19 protein-coding genes and 2 pseudogenes are annotated in these 18239 nt (G+C 69.8%); 13 read left to right on the plus strand and 8 right to left on the minus strand.

Features of this window, described 5'->3' with window-relative positions; genetic code table 11:
* Nucleotides 1-56 precede the first annotated feature (56 nt).
* Entirely contained in the window at nucleotides 57-1403 is a 1347-nt protein-coding gene (locus tag MOTC310_RS26465; RefSeq protein WP_331303902.1) for an MFS transporter, read from the plus strand.
* 101 nt (nucleotides 1404-1504) lie between these two features.
* The gene (locus tag MOTC310_RS26470; RefSeq protein WP_012318457.1) at nucleotides 1505-1681 is read left to right on the plus strand and encodes a hypothetical protein; all 177 of its coding nucleotides are present in this window, start codon (nucleotides 1505-1507) and stop codon (nucleotides 1679-1681) included.
* Between the two features lie 19 nt (nucleotides 1682-1700).
* Here the strand turns inward: MOTC310_RS26470 and MOTC310_RS26475 are convergent, their stop codons facing one another.
* Together MOTC310_RS26475 and cbiB are read right to left on the minus strand one after the other, a co-directional pair.
* Nucleotides 1701-2615, minus strand: a complete 915-nt coding sequence (locus MOTC310_RS26475) for an NAD(P)-dependent oxidoreductase (protein ID WP_331291697.1) — start codon at nucleotides 2613-2615, stop codon at nucleotides 1701-1703.
* Nucleotides 2616-2787: 172 nt separating this feature from the next.
* Nucleotides 2788-3525 (minus strand): annotated as a pseudogene (cbiB, locus tag MOTC310_RS26480) (adenosylcobinamide-phosphate synthase CbiB); the annotation flags it as partial.
* Between the two features lie 38 nt (nucleotides 3526-3563).
* Here cbiB and MOTC310_RS26485 point away from each other — a divergent pair.
* The 3 genes and pseudogenes from MOTC310_RS26485 (at nucleotide 3564) to MOTC310_RS26495 (ending at nucleotide 5080) form a co-directional block, all read left to right on the plus strand.
* Nucleotides 3564-3791, plus strand: coding sequence for a hypothetical protein (locus MOTC310_RS26485; RefSeq protein WP_331303903.1), 228 nt, complete (start codon nucleotides 3564-3566; stop codon nucleotides 3789-3791).
* A 105-nt stretch (nucleotides 3792-3896) separates the two neighbouring features.
* Nucleotides 3897-4835, plus strand: a pseudogene (locus MOTC310_RS26490) (glucosamine inositolphosphorylceramide transferase family protein); the annotation flags it as partial.
* Between the two features lie 83 nt (nucleotides 4836-4918).
* Nucleotides 4919-5080 (plus strand): YqaE/Pmp3 family membrane protein, encoded by a 162-nt coding sequence (locus tag MOTC310_RS26495; protein WP_012321110.1) that lies wholly within the window; start codon nucleotides 4919-4921, stop codon nucleotides 5078-5080.
* A 791-nt stretch (nucleotides 5081-5871) separates the two neighbouring features.
* On the opposite strand, the gene MOTC310_RS26500 is transcribed toward MOTC310_RS26495, so the two are convergent.
* Nucleotides 5872-6480: a glutathione S-transferase family protein gene (locus MOTC310_RS26500; protein ID WP_331303904.1), complete on the minus strand. Its 609-nt coding sequence runs from the start codon at nucleotides 6478-6480 to the stop codon at nucleotides 5872-5874.
* A gap of 94 nt (nucleotides 6481-6574) precedes the next feature.
* On the opposite strand from MOTC310_RS26500, the gene MOTC310_RS26505 reads away from it, so the two are divergent.
* On the plus strand, nucleotides 6575-7294 hold the full coding sequence (locus tag MOTC310_RS26505) for a helix-turn-helix transcriptional regulator (protein WP_331303905.1): 720 nt from the start codon (nucleotides 6575-6577) through the stop codon (nucleotides 7292-7294).
* A gap of 375 nt (nucleotides 7295-7669) precedes the next feature.
* On the plus strand, nucleotides 7670-7936 hold the full coding sequence (locus tag MOTC310_RS26510; RefSeq protein ID WP_331303906.1) for a hypothetical protein: 267 nt from the start codon (nucleotides 7670-7672) through the stop codon (nucleotides 7934-7936).
* 347 nt (nucleotides 7937-8283) lie between these two features.
* Here MOTC310_RS26510 and MOTC310_RS26515 read toward each other — a convergent pair whose 3' ends face one another.
* Both MOTC310_RS26515 and MOTC310_RS26520 read right to left on the minus strand, forming a co-directional pair.
* A complete protein-coding gene (locus tag MOTC310_RS26515; protein ID WP_331289342.1) occupies nucleotides 8284-8529 on the minus strand; it encodes a hypothetical protein in 246 nt (81 codons plus the stop codon).
* 698 nt (nucleotides 8530-9227) lie between these two features.
* Nucleotides 9228-9494, minus strand: a complete 267-nt coding sequence (locus MOTC310_RS26520) for a hypothetical protein (RefSeq protein ID WP_331289343.1) — start codon at nucleotides 9492-9494, stop codon at nucleotides 9228-9230.
* A 522-nt stretch (nucleotides 9495-10016) separates the two neighbouring features.
* Between MOTC310_RS26520 and MOTC310_RS26525 the strand changes: the two genes are divergently transcribed.
* Together MOTC310_RS26525 and MOTC310_RS26530 are read left to right on the plus strand one after the other, a co-directional pair.
* Nucleotides 10017-11858 carry a PAS domain S-box protein gene (locus MOTC310_RS26525; RefSeq protein WP_331303907.1) on the plus strand — a complete coding sequence of 614 codons (1842 nt, stop codon included), beginning with the start codon at nucleotides 10017-10019 and terminating at the stop codon, nucleotides 11856-11858.
* Nucleotides 11859-11923: 65 nt separating this feature from the next.
* Nucleotides 11924-12316 (plus strand): response regulator, encoded by a 393-nt coding sequence (locus tag MOTC310_RS26530; RefSeq protein WP_331289345.1) that lies wholly within the window; start codon nucleotides 11924-11926, stop codon nucleotides 12314-12316.
* 196 nt (nucleotides 12317-12512) lie between these two features.
* On the opposite strand, the gene MOTC310_RS26535 is transcribed toward MOTC310_RS26530, so the two are convergent.
* On the minus strand, nucleotides 12513-13067 hold the full coding sequence (locus MOTC310_RS26535; protein ID WP_331303908.1) for a hypothetical protein: 555 nt from the start codon (nucleotides 13065-13067) through the stop codon (nucleotides 12513-12515).
* A gap of 1315 nt (nucleotides 13068-14382) precedes the next feature.
* Nucleotides 14383-14595, minus strand: coding sequence for a hypothetical protein (locus tag MOTC310_RS26540; protein ID WP_331289347.1), 213 nt, complete (start codon nucleotides 14593-14595; stop codon nucleotides 14383-14385).
* Nucleotides 14596-15053: 458 nt separating this feature from the next.
* Between MOTC310_RS26540 and MOTC310_RS26545 the strand changes: the two genes are divergently transcribed.
* The 4 genes from MOTC310_RS26545 to MOTC310_RS26560 all read left to right on the plus strand — a co-directional run bounded on the left by MOTC310_RS26545 (nucleotide 15054) and on the right by MOTC310_RS26560 (nucleotide 17906).
* Nucleotides 15054-15875, plus strand: coding sequence for a cobalamin B12-binding domain-containing protein (locus MOTC310_RS26545; protein WP_331289546.1), 822 nt, complete (start codon nucleotides 15054-15056; stop codon nucleotides 15873-15875).
* A 108-nt stretch (nucleotides 15876-15983) separates the two neighbouring features.
* A complete protein-coding gene (locus MOTC310_RS26550; protein WP_331303909.1) occupies nucleotides 15984-16205 on the plus strand; it encodes a hypothetical protein in 222 nt (73 codons plus the stop codon).
* Nucleotides 16206-16541: 336 nt separating this feature from the next.
* Nucleotides 16542-16976: a DUF6894 family protein gene (locus MOTC310_RS26555; protein ID WP_331303910.1), complete on the plus strand. Its 435-nt coding sequence runs from the start codon at nucleotides 16542-16544 to the stop codon at nucleotides 16974-16976.
* 534 nt (nucleotides 16977-17510) lie between these two features.
* A complete protein-coding gene (locus MOTC310_RS26560) occupies nucleotides 17511-17906 on the plus strand; it encodes a TIGR02300 family protein (protein ID WP_331303911.1) in 396 nt (131 codons plus the stop codon).
* 12 nt (nucleotides 17907-17918) lie between these two features.
* Here the strand turns inward: MOTC310_RS26560 and MOTC310_RS26565 are convergent, their stop codons facing one another.
* Nucleotides 17919-18230, minus strand: coding sequence for a hypothetical protein (locus MOTC310_RS26565; RefSeq protein ID WP_331303912.1), 312 nt, complete (start codon nucleotides 18228-18230; stop codon nucleotides 17919-17921).
* Between the last annotated feature and the right edge of the window lie 9 nt (nucleotides 18231-18239).

Here is an 18239-nt window from a genome sequence, read left to right on the forward strand (position 1 = left end):
ATTACTCTGTGTAATGCCGGCCCCGCCACGAAGGGCCGCACCCAGAGGAACGCCCCATGCCGCCCACGCCATCCCCCGCCGGGGAGGACCTCGCCGCGAGCACCGTCCGCACCGTGACGCTGCGGCTGATGCCGCTCCTCGGCCTGCTCTACCTGATCGCCTATATCGACCGGCAGAACGTCTCCTACGCCAAGCTGGAGATGGTCGGCAGCCTCGGCCTCTCCGAGACCGCCTACGGGCTCGGGGCCTCGCTATTCTTCCTCGGCTACTTCCTGTTCGAGGTGCCGGCCAACGTCTTCTTGGAGCGGGTCGGCGCGCGGATCTGGTTCGCCCGGATCATGATCACCTGGGGGATCGTCACGGTGCTCCTCGGCTTCACCCAGGGCACGGCGATGTTCTACGTGCTGCGCTTCCTGCTCGGGGTCGCGGAGGCCGGCTTCTTCCCCGGCGTGCTGTTCGCCCTGACCCTGTGGTTCCCGCAAGGGCACCGGGCCCGCATGGTCGGCTGGTTCATGATCGCCAGCGCCATCGCCAACGCGGTCGGCGCCGCAGTCGGCGGCGCGCTGCTCGGCCTCGACGGGCTCCTCGGCCTCCAGGGCTGGCAATGGGTGTTCCTGGCCACCGGCGCGCCGGCGATCCTCATGGCCGCGGTGGTGCTGATCGTCCTGCCGGATGGCCCCGAGACCGCGCCCTGGCTGTCGCAGGCCCAGCGCGACTGGCTCGCCCAGACGCTCCGGGCCGAGCGCGAGGATGGCGGCCATGTCGACCACGGCAACCCGTTCGCGGCGCTCCTCGACCGGCGGGTGCTGATGCTGGCCGGGGTCTACGTCTCCCTGCCGCTCGCGGCCTACGGGCTCGGCTACTGGCTGCCGACCGTGGTCAAGGGCTTCGGCGTCTCGAACCTGACCAACGGCCTGCTCAATATCATTCCCTGGTTGGCCACAGCCTTCGCCCTCTGGTGGGTGCCGCGCCACGCCGCCCGCACGGGGGCGCAGGGCAACGCCCTGACCTGGCACGTGGTCGGGCCGGCCCTGGTCGGGGCGGCGGGCCTGGCGCTCTCCGTCGTCCTGCCCGGCAACGCCGTGAAGTTCGCCTGCCTGTGCGTGGCCGCGGCCGGGACCTTCGCGGCCCAGCCGGTCTTCTGGTCGATGCCCGGGACGTTCCTGCGCGGCGCCTCGGCGGCCGCCGGGATCGCGGCGATCAACTCGGTGGGCAATCTCGGTGGCTTCGTCGCCCAGAACGCCGTGCCGTTCATCCGCGATCAGACTAAGAGCGACCTCGTGCCGATGCTGTTCCTAGCCGCCTGCTTGGCCCTGGGCGCCGGGCTCATGTTCGTGGTGCTCTCCGCCCTGCGCCGGGACGCGGCCCGGCGGGCCGTCCCGGCCCATGCGCGACCGGCCTGAACACCGGCCGGACTCGTGCGTTATTGTTCCTCAGGCCGGATTGACCGGCATGATGATGCAGCCCCGCATCTCCGCGGGCCATCGTCGAGGAGGGCACCGCGATGAGTCAGGGATTCCCGCTTCTGATCCTCGCCTTCGGGACGCTCGGCGGCATCTGGTTCCTGGCCGCCGCGGCCCGGAAGCAGGTCGCCGACGCCAAGGGCAGCCCGGAGCGCTCCAACCTGATCCACCATCACGGCGGCGCGCCGCGGCCCAACATGCCGGGCACCGAGCACTGAGGATCGCGCGGCCGATCCCTCAGCCGGCAGCGATCCGTCGGCAATGGTCGAGGGCGGCGCCGATCAGGTTGTCGCTGGCCTCGGGCGTGCGGAACGCCGAATGCGCCGACAGGGTGACGTTGGGCAGGCTCGCCAGCGGGTGATGCGCCGGCAGCGGCTCGACCGTGAACACGTCGAGCCCGGCCCGCGCCACGTGTCCGGCACGCAGGGCCTCGACCAGGGCGGCCTCGTCGATCACCGCCCCGCGCGCGGTGTTGATCAGCATCGCGCCGGGCTTCAGGGCGGCGATCCGCGCGGCCGACAGGAAGCCGCGGGTCTCGTCCGTCAGCAGCAGGTGGAGCGAGACCACGTCGCTCTCGGCGAGCAGGCGGTCGAGCGGGACGAAGTCGACGCCGGGATGGGTCCTCGGGGTCCTGTTCCAGGCGAGCACCCGCATGCCGACGCCCTGGCAGAGGCGCGCCATCTCGGCCGCGATCCCGCCGAATCCGACGAGGCCCACGGTCTTGCCGGTGAGCTGGATCCCCTCGGTGCGCAGCCAGGATCCGGCGCGCATCGCCCGGTCCATCTCGGGCAGGCCGCGGGCGGCGGCCCACATCAGCGCGAAGGCGCACTCGGCGACCGCCGTGTCGCCGTAGCCCTTGATGGTGTGGACGGTGACGCCGAGCGCGTCCCGGAGCGCCTCCGGGTCCATGTAGCTGCGCGCGCCGGTGCCGAGGAACACCACGTGCTTCAGGCCCGCGCAGGCCCGGGCCACGTCGAGGGGGAGGGCGGTGTGGTCGATCACCGCGGTCTCGGCGCCGTCGAGGATCGCGGGCAGATCCTGCGGCGCGATGCCGGGATCGGCGTGGATCGCGAAGGGCGGATCGTCCAGCCGCAGCAGCCGCCGGGCCACCGCCGCCAGGGTCTCGCTGGCATCCACGAACACCGCGCGCATCGGCCTCTCCCTCTCCAGCCCCGTCCGGCCACGATGCGTCCGGTGCGCGGACCGTGCCAAGGTCCGCTTGAAGGGCACTCCGTCTTCGCGAGCGCAGCGAAGCAAGCCAGATGCGCCACGTCCGCCAATGGCCCGCGGGCCTGGGTTGCTTCGCTGCGCTCGCAAAGACGGATCAGCCCGACAGGGTCAGGCAGAGCGCGAGCAGCGCCAGCACGAGCCCGCCCTGGAGCCAGCAGGCCGTCCGGTAGAGGGTCAGGGCGCGGGCGATGTCGTCGGCCGTGGCCGCTTCCCGCCCGTCGCCCATATGGGCGTCCGGGACGAGGGTGCCGTCGTAGATTCGCGGCCCCGCGAGCCGCAGGCCCAGCGCCCCCGCCATGGCGGATTCGGGCCAGCCGGCATTCGGCGAGCGGTGCCGGCGCGCGTCCCGTACCATCGCCCGGAGCGCCCCGCGCGCCTCGGCGCCGCGCAGGGCGGCCGCACCGGCGATCAGCAGGCCCGCGAGCCGGGACGCCGGCAGATTCACGCCGTCGTCGAGCCGGGCCGCAGCCCAGCCGAAGGCCTCGTAGCGCGGGCTGCGGTGGCCGATCATGCTGTCGGCGGTGTTGACCGCCTTGTAGAGGGCGCCGCCCGGCAGGCCGAGGCAGCCGATCCAGAAGGCCGGCGCGACGATCCCGTCGGAAAAATTCTCCGCCAGGCTCTCGATCGCGGCCCGGCAGACCGCCGCCTCGTCGAGGCGGTCGGGGTCGCGCCCGACGATCATCGCCACGGCCCGGCGCCCGGACTCGAGGCCGCCCGCGCGCAGGGCCGTCTCCACGGCGGCCACGTGCTGGTGCAGGCTGCGCTGCGCCGGCAGGCTCGCGCTGAGCAGGCCGAGGACGAGCAGGGCGGGGAGGGGTCCCGCGAGCCCCGCCANAGGTTGTCGCCGATCGACTCGAGGCCGGGATCCTCGTGGACATCACGTCATTGCGCGTGAGCGAGGGCACGTTCGGGGACACCGTGCCCAGCATCGGGGAGACCCAGCTGGACCGGGCGGCCGAGCATGCGATCGCCGCACAGGAGGCGATCACGGAGCTGCAGGATCCGGCTTTGAAAGCGCAGGCCGATGCACTTCTGATGTCGCTCGGTCGCAAGCTTGCTCAGCGCGAAGTGCTGAACCGGCGGCGGCATATGCACTGACCGGCGAGCGCTTCCGTTCGATCGCGCCCCGCAGGGAGCGTCCGATTCAACGCTTTCCTATGCCGCAAACCCGATTCAGCGATGCCGGTTCGAATGCCGAGCGGGGCGTCCCGGCCGGCGCGGCTCGTCGCCCGGAGCCTCGTCGGCCGCCTGTACAGGCTGTGCTATCACGCCCCGCACTGGCACACCGGGTGGCGGACCCTCCGCGGGCCGGACCTGATCGCGCTCGGCGGCCATCCCGCGGGCGGCTGGCAGGTCCTGCCCGACGACGGGCGGCGCTTCTACGCCGACCCGTTCCCCCTCGCGGTCGACGGGACGACCCACGTCTTCGTGGAGGAGTTTCCGCACGCGACCGGCAAGGCGATCATCTCGGCGGTCCGCTTCGGACCGGACGGGCCCGAGGGGCCGCCCGTCCCGGTGCTGGAGGAGCCGCATCACCTCTCCTACCCGTTCGTGTTCGCGCGCGCGGGCTCCGTCTGGATGGTGCCGGAGAGTTCCGCGGCCGGCACGGTCGATCTCTACCGGGCGACGCGTTATCCCGGCGGCTGGGTGAAGGAGGCGACACTCCTCTCCGGCGTGGTCGCCAGCGACGCGACGCTCCTCGAGCACGGCGGTCGCTGGTGGATGTTCGCCACCGTCCGGGACGCGCCCGTCGGCGCCCCGCCCGGATCGGGCTGCCACCACGACGCGCTGTATCTGTGGTCGGCGCCCGACTTCCGGGGGCCGTACACGCCGCATCCGGCCAATCCCGTCCTGGTCGACCCGTCCTTCGCGCGGCCAGCGGGCCGGATCGTCGCGCGCGACGAGGGCCTGATCCGGCCGGTCCAGGATTGCGCCCACGGGTACGGCCGCGCCCTGTCGCTGGCGCGCATCGACCGACTCGACCCGGAGGGGTTCGCCCAGATCATCCTCAACCGGATCGAACCCGGACCGGCCTGGCCCGGCAGCTGTCTCCACACGCTCAACACGGGCGGCGGGATCGAGTGTATCGACGGCTCCGGTCGGGCCTCGCGCCTCAGGGCGCGGCGCGCCGCCCCGACCTGACGACGGCCGCGGCGGAGGCTCGGCCGTCCGGAACCAGCCGGCGCGCTCGGTGTTCGCTCACGAACGCGGAGACCCGTTGCCCCATGATCATGATCCTCATCTGCTTCCTCGCGCCGTGGCTCGCCATGTTCCTGCGCGGAAAGGTGTTTCAGGGCATCCTCTGCATCATCCTCCACCTGACGATCATCGGGTGGATTCCGGCGACGATCTGGGCCCTGGTCGTCACCCGGAGGGAGGCGGCCTGATCGCGGTCACCGGGCCACGCGCGGACCTCGCCGGTCGCGCCGCTCGCGGATGCGGCGCGAGATCCGCAGACGCGGCTCCGCGGCGCCGTCCGATCCCCCCATATGAGAGCGGCGGGGCTCTCACCCCGCCGCTCACGAAGTTCGTCGCTGCGGCAGCCCGAAGGCGCCGCCGCGCTGCGCGGCTCAGAAGCCCATGAGCACGCCGGCCGAGCCGGTCACCGTCATCGCGAGGCCGCCCAGGAAGGCACCGATCATCGCGTAGGAGAAGCCCTTCAGAACCATGTCGTGCACGCCTTTCATCGAGCCGCGGGTCTCCGGCGAGACCCGGCGACACCATCTGCAACGATGATGCCGGACCGGCCGGGCGCGTGCGGTGCGAAGAGGCACGCTGCACCGCGGAACCGTTCGGCGCGGGTTCAGGGAGCCCGGACCCGCGCCGGCCGCCCCCGGCGGGTGGCACAGCCGTCCCGCCGGTTCCGGTTACGCGAAATGCGCGGGCAGGCTGAGCGCCTGCGCGTAGGTCACGAGGGCGATCGCGCCGCCGATCAGGGTCGCGGCCAGGGTGATGCGGTTCGTCCAGGTCATCGTCGTCTCCATCAGGTTCGCGACTGTGTTCGCGCTGTGGTCCTGATGTATGCCCAAGCTTTCAGGATCGGCGTGTCCTGGAACACCTGCGGTCGTCGGAGCCAATCGTGTGCGTCGCGGCTCGATCGCCTCAAGCGCCCCGCCGTCGCGGCCACGTCCGGGCCGCTCCCGGCCGCCCCGGACCCGGGAGCGGCGCCCCGTCCGCGCTAGGCGGCCTGCAGCCCCGACGCGCCGTCCTTCGCCGCGCCGCGCAGAGCGGCCGGGCGCGTCCGGCAGCGTTCCAGATAGGCATCGAAGGCCGCGCAGGGCGGAAAGGCCGCGCGGCCGAAGCCCAGCGCGCTGCCGATCAGGATGTCGGCGCCGGAGAACCGCTCGCCCATGACGTAGGGACCGCGCGCCAGGGCGGCTTCCAGGCGGTGGATGACCGCCGCGTGGTTCCGGCGCTTCTGCGGCGAGCCCGCGAGTTCACCCGTCAGGCCGGCGAACAGCGCGGGCTCGAACTCGGCGACGTACCAAGCCAGCCACGTCAGGTACGCGCCGCGCTCGGGGGTGCCGACCGCCGGGGCCAGCCCCGCTTCGGGGAACGCCTCCGCCAGGTAGAGCACGATGGCCTGGGACTCCGCGATCAGCGCGCCCTCGTGCAGGACGGCCGGGACGCGCTTGTCGGGATGCGGGTTGGCGGCATCCGGCACACCCTCGCCCGTCATCGGCCGGAAGATCGAGACCGGCGCGATGGTGTAGGGAACGCCCAGCTCCTCCAGCAGCCAGACGATGCGCGAGGAGCGCGATTGCGGGGCGTGGTACAGGGTGATCATGGCGCGGTTCCTGTCGTCACGGCGCGGGATGGCCGGGGCGGGAGGACTTGTAGGGGCGCCCTGCTGACAGCATCCTGTCAGCAGGAGTCGGACGATGCGTCGCGCGGACAGGCTGTTTCAGATCATCCAGATCCTGCGGCGCTCGCCGCGCCCGGTCACGGCCGCCGAGATCGCCCGGGAGCTGGAGGTCTCGGCCCGCACCGTCTATCGCGACGTGGCCGATCTCGTCGGCCAGCGCGTGCCGATCCTGGGCGAGGCCGGGCTCGGCTACGTGCTCGACGGGACGTTCGACATGCCGCCGCTGATGCTGACGCCCGACGAGATCGAGGCGGCCGTCCTGGGCGCGCAGTGGGTGGCGGGCCGGGGCGAGCCGGTCCTCGCCCAGGCGGCCCGCGATCTCATCGCCAAGATCACCGCCGTGGTGCCCGAGCGCCTGCGCCCGTTCATCGCCGATCCGTCGATCGGCACGCCGTCGGCTCTCGTGCAGGCCGCGGACGGGATCGACGTCGCGCGGGCGCGGGCCTGGATCCGCGAGGGCCGCAAGATCCGCATCCACTACCGCGACGTCCGCGGGGATCCGAGCCGGCGCGTGATCTGGCCGGTGATCGTCGGCTTCTTCGATCAGGCCCGGATGGTCGCCGGCTGGTGCGAGCTGCGCGGGGCGTTCCGGCACTTCCGCACGGACCGGATCGCGGACGCCGAGTTCCTGGAGGAGCGGCACGGCCTCCGGCCCGCTGTCCTGCGCGCGCGCTGGAAGCGGAGCCTGGCGAATCCGCCGGAGGCGGCTCGCTCGCCGCCGCAGGCCGCACCGTAGGCGCGGCGGCGTCGGCACCGGTCGTCCGCGATCCGGATGACAGGGCCATCCGGAAGCGCTGGGACTCCGGTCGAGCTCGAACCTGCGGCCCGCCGCTTAGACCGCTACGGAATGCTCGAGCAGATCAGGCCGCATCCCGCCCGGTCCGCGGTTTGTCCCCTCCAGAAACCGTCGACGCGTGTCGGCTTGCCGGAACGGCGAAAGGTCGCCGGCCGGGCCCGCTGAGAGGTCGCCGCCGCGCCCACGGTCGGGCTCCGCCGGCATCAGCCACGGGCCCGAGTGCCGGCCTTCTACCTCCGAAGTGAGTAGGTTCTCGCGCCGGCGATCCGCGGGAAGTGCGCTACATCGGGACCGCTGGTACCGGTGGAGCTGCCCGTGTCCTCACCACTCGAGAACGTTCTGCTGGAAGAACTCCGCGACCTGACGGTACGGGTCGAAGTTTTGCAGTCGACGCTTGGCATGACCATCTCGTTGCTCGCTGACGAGCAGCGGGTAGCGATCATCAAGATGCTGGCCGACAACCTCAAGCTGGTGGGCAGTGAGGATCCTCGTGGCGTGGCTGGGGTCGCCGTGAAGGAACTGATCGATCTCGCGCTACTGCCTCCGGAGGTGGTTCCGGGTCGACCGACGGACAATCAATGACAGGTCGGGCGCGTCACCGGGCAGCCGAGACCGGGATTCTCGGTGACCGGATCAGGCTCCGCGCAGCGCGGCCACACGGCTGGTTTCGCAGGCGTGACATGTTCCGCATCGCGGTTAGCAGGCGGTAGAGTTCGCGGGTGAGGTGGGCGCGGGCGCGTGACGGCCTTCGCGCCCGCGCTCTCGCGTTGGGGAATGCTTCACCGGGTCGGCTGGCAGCCGTCGAACGAGCTGCGGCAGCAGGATCGTGCACTGCACCTGCACGATCGGGCAGGCCGCCGTAGCGACTCTGGCGAGGGCGACGACGCAAGCTGCTCCATGTGCCATCGCCGCGGCGCGCTTGTTGAGGATCAATCCTCGTCGTCATCGTCGTCGCGCAGGCGCTCCTCGCGGCGGATCGGGCCACGCCGATCGTCGCGAAACTCCTCGCGGCGCTCTTCCCGCCGGATCTCGTCGCGATCGCGTTCCCGTGGCGAGCGAGGATCCACCCGCACGCCGCCTGGGCCGATATCGATGCTTTGTGCGACGGCAGACATGCCCGGGGCCGCGAGCAAACCGGCTGTGACCAGCCCCCCGGCGATGATGTGCTTCATCATGATCTCCTCCGGCTTTCGGCGTGTAACGGACTCGCCTGCCGCGCGTTCCGCCTCGTCGCCAGCGCGATTCCCCGCCCTGCCCGCGCACGAGAACGGCGGGATCTGCACCCAGCCGTTGGCCGATCAGATCCTCATTGACGGCGGCTCAGGGCGTCCGCCGAGCAGCGGGCCTACAGTCTCAGGAGCTGGCTGGCCGAGCCGACAAAGGTGAACGCAAGTCCGCAGGCGAACACCCCTATCATCGCGTAAGAGAAGCCCTTCAGGATCACGGTGGGCAGTCCTTCCGATCGGTGGCAGGGTTCGGTGGCGAGGCCGTCGAAATCCGTCTGGCTAAGAGCGAAGGCCGAACGGGAGCCCGCCGGTCGAGCGCTCATTGTGCGCTGCACCTATCAACTGAGCACGTGCAGCAATGATCCCTCGCGAGATCGCTGCCAGCCCGCCAAGTTCGGCGCGCTCCTCCCCGCCCTCGCCGAGGCAGTGTGCTCACCCACCGCCCCGGTGCTGCCGCGAGCGCGGCGGCCGCCCACGCGAAAGCGGCGAGGTTCGCACCCCGCCGCCAGTCCCCCGAGTTCGGAACGTCAAAGCCCCATCAGCACCGAGGCCGAGCCGATCGCCGTCGCTGCGAGCCCGCCCGCGAACGCGGCGATCATCGCGTAGGAGAAAAGCCTGAGTTGCATGGTCTCAGCTCGCACAACCGATCAGCAGCGGTTGCCGCCGGCCGTCTGGCCGTACTGCTTGACCGGGAAGTTCTGCTGGTTGGCGTTGCCCTCGGCGGCCGAACTCTGCGGGCAAGTCGTGGGGTTGCGGTCGTAGCGGCTGCCGAACGCGGCGCCGAACGAGCCCGTGGTTTCGACATCGTAGGGCGTGTAGCCCGTCCAGGCGGGACGGTCGTAGGCCATAGCGGACGAGATCGGGGCTACGGTGAGCGCGACGGCAGTAACGGTAGCGGCGATACGGCTCTTCATGGGCTAATTCTTGTTCCTTTGCGCAGTACAGTCCGAGATGTCCGGTCCATTTCCTCTTGCGTGATGCCGATATGGGGACGACCATCTCGTGGCGACGTGCCGCTGCGCACGCAGCGTCGGGGAGGGATCGGGATGGAGGCACGGCTGTGACCCCGCGCGAACAGGCTGCCTGTGCCGCTGTTGCCGCCCTGCGGGCGTTGGCCGAGGGTGCCCGGGGCCTGATCCCACGGGACGAGCAAGGCCGCCGGCCTCTAAGTGCCCCGAGGCGACGTCCGCCGAGAGTGGTCTTCTGCCCGTCCGCTTCCAGACGGCGGATGCGGCGCAGCGGACGTCGTCTCCCGGCCCTCTCGGTCAGCGCGGAACGGGTCGTCCGGTTAGCCCTTCCGGCGGGAGCGTGGACCCACAGTTGGTCCGCGTGTTCAAAGGCCGGGTGGGGCGCTGCGCGGGCCGGAAACGTGGCTCCTCGGTGTCAGTCGCGTGACTGCTGACAGGTGAGGAGCCGCGATGCCGAGCTTAGAGCAGATGAAGAGGCGCCAGCAGGTGCTGGCCGACTTCGGCGAGTTCGCCCTCCGGAGCGAGCACCTCGACGAGGTGCTCGCCGAAGCCTGCAGGCTCGTGAGCGAGGCGCTCGGGACCGTACGGGCCAAGATCCTGGAGATCCAGGAGGACGGGCAGTCCCTGTTGGTGCGGGCCGGTGTCGGCTGGGATCCCGGCATCGTCGGCCAGTTGCGCTTGTCCATGGACGAGCACTCCTCCGAGACGTTCGCCATCACCGAAGGCAAGCCGGTCATCACGCAGGACATCAGCAAGGAGGGCCGCTTCGACGTCTCGGACTTCCTGAAGAGGGCCGGCGTGGTGGCCCTGGTCAACGTGCCAGTCCGCGTCCCCGGCGGGACGGCCTTCGGCCTGCTCCAGGTGGACGCGACCGAGCCGCGGGACTTCGGACAGGAGGACACCGAGTTCCTGCGCACCTACGCGACCATCCTCGGCCCGGTGATCGACCGCCTGCACAAGGTGAGCGCCCTGCGCAGCACCGAGGAGCGCTTCCGGCTCGTGGTGGAGAACGCGCGCGACTACGGGATCTTCATGACGGATACCGAGGACCGGATCACCGACTGGTACGCCGGCGCGGAGGCCGTCTACGGCTGGACAGCCGAGGAGGCGGTCGGTCAGCCGGCGGCCATCATCTTCACGCCTGAAGACCGCGAGGCAGGTCAGGATGTGAAGGAGACCGTGGGAGCGTGCCGGGACGGCTCGGCCCCGAATGTGCGCTGGCACGTGCGCAAGGACGGCTCACGCGTGTTCATCGAGGGGATGACCACCTCGATACGGGCTCCGGACGGTTCCCTGCGAGGCTTTCTCAAGATCGGACAGGACGTCACCGAGCGGCGTAAGTCCGACGAGGCCCTGCGTGGCAGCGAGGCGCGCTTCCGGGCCGTGGCCAGCCTCGTTCCGGTCCTTCTGTGGCGCTCGGATGCGAGCGGAATGCAGAACTCAGCCAACCAGCCCTGGCTCGACTATACCGGCCAGAGCCTGGAGCAGTCTCAGGATGGCGGCTGGCTCGACGCCATCCACCCCGACGACCAAGCCATGACTCGCGAGGCCTTCCGGGCGGGCCGTGCCGAGCGGAAGCTGGTGGAGATGCAGCACCGCATCCGCGGGCACGACGGATCGTACCGCTGGTTCCTGGTGCGGCAGACGCCGATCACCGACGCGCGCGGGCAGCTCGTCGAGTGGTTTGGTGCGGCCATGGACATCGACGAACTGCGTCAATTGCAGAAGCGGCAGGAGGTGCTGGTCAACGAGCTCCAGCACCGTGTCCGCAACCTGCTGGGCGTGGTCACAACGGTGGCTGACCGGACGTTGCGGCAGCAGGGCGGCTCGTTCGAGGCGTTCGAGCAGCGGCTTCAAGCCCTCAGCCGCGCACAGGGCCTTCTCAGTCGGAACGCCAGAGAGACCGTGGAGGTCGGAGACCTGGTGCGAGCGGAACTGGCGGCGCACTCGGCAGAGGTGCAGCGGGTGCACGTCCGTGGCCCTGAGGTGCATTTCACCACGCGGCAGGTGCAGAACTTCGCCCTGGCCGTGCACGAGTTGACGACCAACGCCCTGAAGTACGGGGCGCTGAAGGACGGCTCCGGCCGGCTCGTCGTCACCTGGGAGGTCGTGCTCGACCGGCGCGAGCGACGCTGGTTGGCGCTGAGCTGGATCGAGAGTGGTGTGACTGTCGAGCCGGGCAGGATCGAGCGGCGCGGCTACGGGACAGAGCTGATCCAAGAGGCGCTGGCCTATGCGCTGGAGGCCAAGGTCGACTACGTGCTGGGTGAGGACGGCGTACGCTGCCGGATCGAGATGCCGGTTTCCTGACCTGTGTGAACGCACGCTCGCCCGAGGGGGTTAGTCTGCCGAGTTTCGGCTCCCCAGGAGGGATCGTGCCCGACGCTGCCCCATCCCTCGCCGGCCGCCGCATTCTGGTGGTCGAGGACGAGTACCTGATCGCCAGCGAGGTGAAGCGCTGGCTGCTGGCGGCCGGGTCGGAGGTGCTTGGGCCTGTGCCGAGCGTGGATCAGGCGCTCGACCTGATTGAGGATCATCGCCCCGACGCGGCGGTGCTCGACGTCAATCTCGGCGACGGCGACACGGTCTACCCGGTCGCGGACAAACTGGGTGTCCTCGGTGTGCCGTACCTGTTTGCCACCGGCGACGTGAGGCTGCCAGACACATCGGTCTACCGTCACCGCCGCCGGCTCGAAAAGCCGTTCCTGCAGACCGAGCTGGTGCGCGCTCTGGCAGAGCTCGTCGCGGCACCGCGGCACGTTCGGTAACTCGGCCCTGTTGAGAAGCTGACGCGCCCGCAGCGCCATCGTGCGCGCGGTCGCCATCCGGTGAGCCAGGATCCGCTCCAAGCTGTCGGCCGCCTGCATGGTGTCGGCGGGATCGAGGGCGAGGCCGATGGATCCGGCTCGGCTTGTCAGTTCGAGGCGCGCCCGAACCGGCCTCCTCGCCGGCGGCATCGGGCGGTCAGGCATCGTCCTCGGGCGCGAACACCTCGCCCCGTTCTGCTAAGAGCTCGTTGGCCTCGTCGGCTCGTAGCTCGCTCAAGGCGTGATGCTCGGAGAGCAGCCGCCGCATCGTCCGATCTGCATCCGAGCAGTCGGCCGGTTCGGGCAAGGCAGGATCGCAGCCCTCGATCGTCTCGGCGGTCTGCTGATCGACCGCGGCACGCTCCTCCGGGCTGAGCCCCGCCAACGCTCCGAGGCCGAGGTCCCGCGCAACATGAGCCGCGATCTCCTCGCGCTTCGCATGGATGGCCAGAACACGCGCCTCCGTCGGGTCCTCGGAGTCCCGTCGTCCGACCTGTCGTGAGAGCGCGAGGCGCCAACCGCGCGGGAGCGACGCGCCACGCACCCGCATCCTGTCCGTGACGCTGGCCAGGACGAGCTGCCAATGCTCGGGGCACAACTCGGCGAGAGATTTGCCCTGACCCAGATTGAGCGCCGCCTGCTCGGCGGCCTCCACCCATTCCGCTGACAGGGAGAGCGTTTCGGCCGGAACGACGACGGGTGCCTCAGACATGCCGAACCCCTCCAGCTGGACACAGACGTACCAGCGCCGGCCGCCTGGCGAGCATCACGGGCTGGCAAGCGATGCTGCCAGAGCTCCGCCCGGCGGAGCCGCAGCTTCACCCCTTCACGGATGTTCGACTTAGCATCTTCAAGCTTTCGAGAATAACTACTATCACGGATTATGATGTGAAAGCGTCGCCGGCCATCGGGTCTCACGTCAGCTCGCGGATACATGCGCGCGTCGACGCTTGGGCCAGGACGGGCGCGAGCACGTCCAGCATTTCAGGGGCGCAGCGATCGATGTTCCCGGTGCGGGCACCCGCCGCAGGGCCGGATCATTGAACCAGATGAGGGCTTCCGTTCTTCCCTACTAGCCGAGGCGGTCCATCTGCGCTGAGGCACGGAGGAACTCTATGCGTATTTCGGCTCTCGCTGCGCTTGCAGGTGTAAGTCTCGGCATCCTGTCTGTCCCCGCCGCGGCCGTGCCTGTCGGTCCCGTCAACGGCGTCTCGCCGCCGTCCGACATGGTCACCGACGTTCGGATGCGGGGCCATCACATGCGGCCACATTCGATGTCGCGGATCCAGCGGCGGTATCCCGGTGCGAGCTTCGCCCGGAACAAGACGCCCGGCGCTCCGGGCGGCAGCAGCCGAGGCAACGGGGTTACCGGCAGCTACGCCGCGCCGAGCGGACGGTAGGCTCCAGCTCTCCCGTGTCCGAGCCCGCTCGGTTCGCCGACGCGGGCTCTTCTTCGAGGGCCGCTCCGCTTGTGCCTTCGCTTGGCAGCCTCGCCTCGGAGCGCGCCGAACCGCCCATTCTGATCTGGGCTAGCTCCGGAAGGGGGTCGGTTCGCCGCGCGCCCGTAGCTCGGCGAAGGGCGCGCGCTGCCGGTCGAAGAGGCCGAGAAGCTGCCGGCTCCGTTCGAGGACCTGCAGCGCCGGCACGAGGCTCAGCTGGCCCGAGCCGTGAGGGCGCAGCGCAGCCTGGCAGAATTGCTCGGAAGCTGCCGCCAGCAATCTATGCCGCGACCGCCGAACGGTTCCCCGGAAGGCAGCTGGCGGTGGCCGAGACGGCGGTGCTTCACCACCCTCTCGGGCCTCCACACCCGGCCCGGCAGCTTGAGGGACACGCGCGGGCCGGATGTGGAGCATCAGCCTGGGCCGACCCGTCAACTCATGACGGGTCTGAGCCGACGCCGCGATTAAACTCGGTGTCACCGGTGGGGCTGCCGGACGGCGTCCACGCCCGCCCCGACAGCTGAGGGGCATATCTGCGGGCGGGCGTGAACCACCGACCGGAGCCGGTATGGCAAGACCGCCGAGCTGCTACCTGCGGTGGCGGAAGTGCCGATGCATGAAGCGGCGTTCCGCGCGATGCATGCGGCGGATCGGGTGCCAACGCACGTTGGTGATGCCGTCCTGGGCGCCGGCGACAGCCGCGGCCGGAGCCGGGCTGAGGGGGGCCGCCGAGGCCGGCATGGTGAGGGCAGCGGTGCCGAACGCGGCCAGCAGAGCCGCGGTGATCATCGATGTGCGCAAGGGGCAGTTCCTCTCGTGCGGCCACCGGGAGCAGTGGCGTCTGGCGAAGCCGCGCAAGGAACAGATTGTTCCTCGCCTCATCGGGGAAGCGTAGCGGAACACCGCACACGAACGCCGCTCGCGCATCCGGTGCGGGCAGCGGGCGCCACCACGGTTCAGGTGAGCTTGTTGGACAGCGCGCGGACGAGCGAGAGCCCGGATCCGGGCAAGTCACCGAGTATCCTCAGCATTGTGCGGCGTCTTCGCGTCGGCGGTGCCCTGGAAGGGCACCATCTGAGCGAGCCCGCGGGTCCAGGCCGGCGCTATCCGCATTGCCGGCGACGGCCTCATCGGCCGCTCTCTCCCTCAGTGTCGGCTACCGCCCGCTCCGACCTGAATTATATTTCGCAGCATGGTTTGCCATTCTCAGGATCTGCGACCTATAGTGCTGTATCGGATAGGGGGTGCCAGTGCCTGAGATGTCGGGGATCGGCGGCGCGTTCATCGGCGTCAACCAGCACTCCCGGCGCAGTCGCGGGGCGGCTGCACGCAGCACGGCCTACATCCATGCCGGCCTCGCGCGGATCATCGAGAGCGAGATCCTGCCGCGTCTCGCGCTGGCTCATCAGGAGGGCAAGCGACCGCACTCGCCTGCGGCCCGAGCGCCGACCCCGGAACGGGTTGCGGCGCTCGCCCAGGCGCTCATGGAGGGCAGCCCGCATGCCGAATGGGTGCGCGCGCTCCTCGAAGAGGGCTTGTCCCTGGATGCACTCCTGCTCGACCTGTTCGCTCCAGCGGCACGCCGCCTCGGCCAACTCTGGGAAGAGGACGAGGCGGACTTCCTCGATGTGGCGGCCGCACTCGGCCGCCTTCAGAGCCTCACCCGCTCGGTCTGCGCCCACTCGGAAGGCGCGGATGTGCCGTTGAACGGGCGTCGCGTCCTCCTGCTGCCCTGTCCTGGCGAGACGCACCTCTTCAGTCTGGCGCTCGTGGCAAGCTTCTTCCGAGAGGCGGGCTGGGAGGTGGTTTTGTCGACCGGGCTGGATCAGGACCCGGCGGCACTGATCCAGGCTGAACGGTTCGATCTGATCGGCATCTCACTGTCCTGCGACGTGCTTCTGCCGGTGATGGCCGAATTCGTGGCGAAGCTGCGCGGAGCGTCGAGCAATCCGGGCGTTCGCGTCATGGTTGGTGGCCCGCTGTTCCTGCGGGATCCTGCCAGCGCGACCGCGGTTGGCGCAGACGCTGCCGCAGACGATGGGCGGTCCGCCGTCGCGGTGGCCGAGGCCCTGTTCGCGTGATGGCAGGGCCACATCCTTCATCGATCCCGGCGAGACGGCGGAGTAGGGATCTCTTTTCGCCCACAAGGTGTTAGAGGCGGCTGCGATCAACCTGTGGAGGTCCAGACGTTGCCGGGCTTCGACGAGCATCTAGCGCGTGAGTTCGTTCGAGGCCTCGTGCAATCGGCCATTGCCCGTGGACAGGACCCGGCTGCCCGACTTCAGCAGTTCCGCGCGCTGCAACAGGCGGCCGTCGTGATGGTGCCGGACCCTGGTGCAGCCCGGACCTCCAAGCAGATCGTCGACGCAATCGATCTCGTGCTGGAGGAACTGACTGCGGTAAAGTCGTAGTCTCGTCGCCCGGCTCTCCGGGGTGTCGCCCTCGTGGCCGATGTCCCGGTCTGGCCTGACCGACCGAACGTTCTGAGCGAGCCTCATCAACCCGCGCCTGTTCTCGTCAGAGAGGCGGGTGAAGCATCCGCGCTTGCGGATCAGATCGTGCGGCCGCCTGCCCCCGTGGCCTGCCGCGTGAGGTTGGCCGCACGTGCAGCCACGCAATCTGATGCAAATCAGGATCGGCGCTGCACCGCGGCCGACGTCGAAAGCCTCGCTCGGCTTCGTCCTCGGCGATCCAAAAGCCGTCGCGGTGATTGGTACGGGAGGAGGCGCATCAAGCGAGAGTATTCTATGCCGTTGTTCTACTTCCACTTGCGAAATCCCGAGGGATTGAATCGGGATCGGATCGGTCTGGAACTGCCGAGTTTGGACGCGGCCTATCTGGAGGCCTGCCACACGGTGCCGGAGATGAGCGCCGACCTCGTGCGCAAGAAGCTCAACCCGGTCCGCTACGCCTTCGAGATCGCCGACGACAGCGGCAGGCTGCTGTTGGAGGTGCCATTCTCCGAGATTCTTGATCGTGGGCGCAGACCCGTTGCGCCGCCCAAGACCGTGCGAGCACCCGCGGCTTCGGTTCAGATGGAGCGCGCTGCCTACCTGATCAGCGCGCTCCGCGCGGAGCACGCGGCCACGCGGGACAAGCTCGCCGAGACTCGGAGGCTCCTCGCGGCGTTGCGGTCCGTCAGCGCTGCCAATCACGGACGCCGAGATTCGTCAGAGCCCTAGCGCGCCCGCCGACGCGCCTCGTCAAGCTTGTCGGGCGCAGCCCGCGGCGACTTGAAGGGTGGGCGAGGCGTGGTCCTCTTCGGCGCGAACGTCCTCGTCGAGGATCGCTTGAACGCTGTCGGGATGCCTGGGCACGCCCAGCAGCCGGGCCAACCCGTCGGCGACACCGCGACGCACAGCGTCCTCTAACTCTTGGTCGTCCCTGGGGCCCACAACCGTAAAGCTCACGCAGACGCTCCACCGCAATTTCCACGTAGGTTAAATTAACGGATCGTTCGCGGTTCCACCGGGACGGGGCCGCCGGCTTGTGGATGATGCCGTTCTCGACGCCTCTCGGGAGGGGAGCGTTGCCTCTGGTCGCGACAGGTCTCCCGCTGGCCCCTCGGCCCCTCGGCCCCTCGGCCCCGCGTCCCTGACGCTCCCTGACGCCCTGGCCCGGCGCGGAGCCGCAGGGTAGTGGGCTGCTGACTGTGGTAGACGTCACAGCTTGCGCGCTGGCGATCCAGCGTCTCATGGCCCTCAGGGAGAGTTGCAGTGGCGCGTCCGGACCTCGGCACGAAGCGGATTTGCCCGACGACGGGTAAGAAGTTCTACGACCTCGGCAAGAACCCTGTGATCTCGCCCTACTCGGGTGAGGTTGTGCCGATCGCTGCGGTGACATCGTACGGCCGGGGGAGTGCTCCCGTGGTGGCGCGCAAAGAGGCGCCGAGCGACGACGAGGATGAGACGGAGGGGCCGGAACTCGTATCTCTGGACGAGGTCGAGGCTGAAGAGGCCGGCAAAGACACCGACACCGATGCCGAGGGCGATGACGCCATCGATATCGAGGAGGATGGCGAGCCGGTCGACGACGACAATCTCGTCGTCGACGAGGACGATGAGGACACCAGTGATCTCGTCGAGGTCAACGATGACGACGACGATCAGTAGCCGCGTCCGAGATCATCGGTCGTCTGGTGGCTGACCGATCGCGAAAGCGATCTGGCCGGCTGATCTGGCGGAGGGGCGGCTCATGAGCAGGGCCGCCCGCACCGCCATGCGCCGAGACGGCTCGTCGGCCTCGGTGTCAACCATAATTACGGGCGCGAAGGGGTGGGCCGCCACAGCCGCCGCGAGATCGAGGACGTGGTCCGGACCGATCCGATGGTCCTGGGTGGTCGGTTCGGCCAGATAGGCGTCGACGGCAGCGCCGACATCTTCGATGGCGATACGCTCGGCGGTCACCAGATCCCAGAGCGTGGCCTCATCTGACATCCGCGGCGT

Source organism: Methylobacterium oryzae, assembly GCF_036441375.1.
GTDB lineage: Bacteria > Pseudomonadota > Alphaproteobacteria > Rhizobiales > Beijerinckiaceae > Methylobacterium > Methylobacterium oryzae_A.

Excerpts from the sequence above, each read along its gene's own strand:
- MOTC310_RS26465 (WP_331303902.1), top strand. The coding sequence starts at position 57 with ATGCCGCCCACGCCATCCCCCGCCGGGGAGGACCTCGCCGCGAGCACC.
- MOTC310_RS26470 (WP_012318457.1), top strand. The coding sequence starts at position 1,505 with ATGAGTCAGGGATTCCCGCTTCTGATCCTCGCCTTCGGGACGCTCGGC.
- MOTC310_RS26475 (WP_331291697.1), bottom strand. The coding sequence starts at position 2,615 with ATGCGCGCGGTGTTCGTGGATGCCAGCGAGACCCTGGCGGCGGTGGCC.
- MOTC310_RS26495 (WP_012321110.1), top strand. The coding sequence starts at position 4,919 with ATGATCATGATCCTCATCTGCTTCCTCGCGCCGTGGCTCGCCATGTTC.
- MOTC310_RS26500 (WP_331303904.1), bottom strand. The coding sequence starts at position 6,480 with ATGATCACCCTGTACCACGCCCCGCAATCGCGCTCCTCGCGCATCGTC.
- MOTC310_RS26505 (WP_331303905.1), top strand. The coding sequence starts at position 6,575 with ATGCGTCGCGCGGACAGGCTGTTTCAGATCATCCAGATCCTGCGGCGC.
- MOTC310_RS26515 (WP_331289342.1), bottom strand. The coding sequence starts at position 8,529 with ATGATGAAGCACATCATCGCCGGGGGGCTGGTCACAGCCGGTTTGCTC.
- MOTC310_RS26520 (WP_331289343.1), bottom strand. The coding sequence starts at position 9,494 with ATGAAGAGCCGTATCGCCGCTACCGTTACTGCCGTCGCGCTCACCGTA.
- MOTC310_RS26525 (WP_331303907.1), top strand. The coding sequence starts at position 10,017 with ATGAAGAGGCGCCAGCAGGTGCTGGCCGACTTCGGCGAGTTCGCCCTC.
- MOTC310_RS26535 (WP_331303908.1), bottom strand. The coding sequence starts at position 13,067 with ATGTCTGAGGCACCCGTCGTCGTTCCGGCCGAAACGCTCTCCCTGTCA.
- MOTC310_RS26545 (WP_331289546.1), top strand. The coding sequence starts at position 15,054 with ATGTCGGGGATCGGCGGCGCGTTCATCGGCGTCAACCAGCACTCCCGG.
- MOTC310_RS26555 (WP_331303910.1), top strand. The coding sequence starts at position 16,542 with ATGCCGTTGTTCTACTTCCACTTGCGAAATCCCGAGGGATTGAATCGG.
- MOTC310_RS26565 (WP_331303912.1), bottom strand. The coding sequence starts at position 18,230 with ATGTCAGATGAGGCCACGCTCTGGGATCTGGTGACCGCCGAGCGTATC.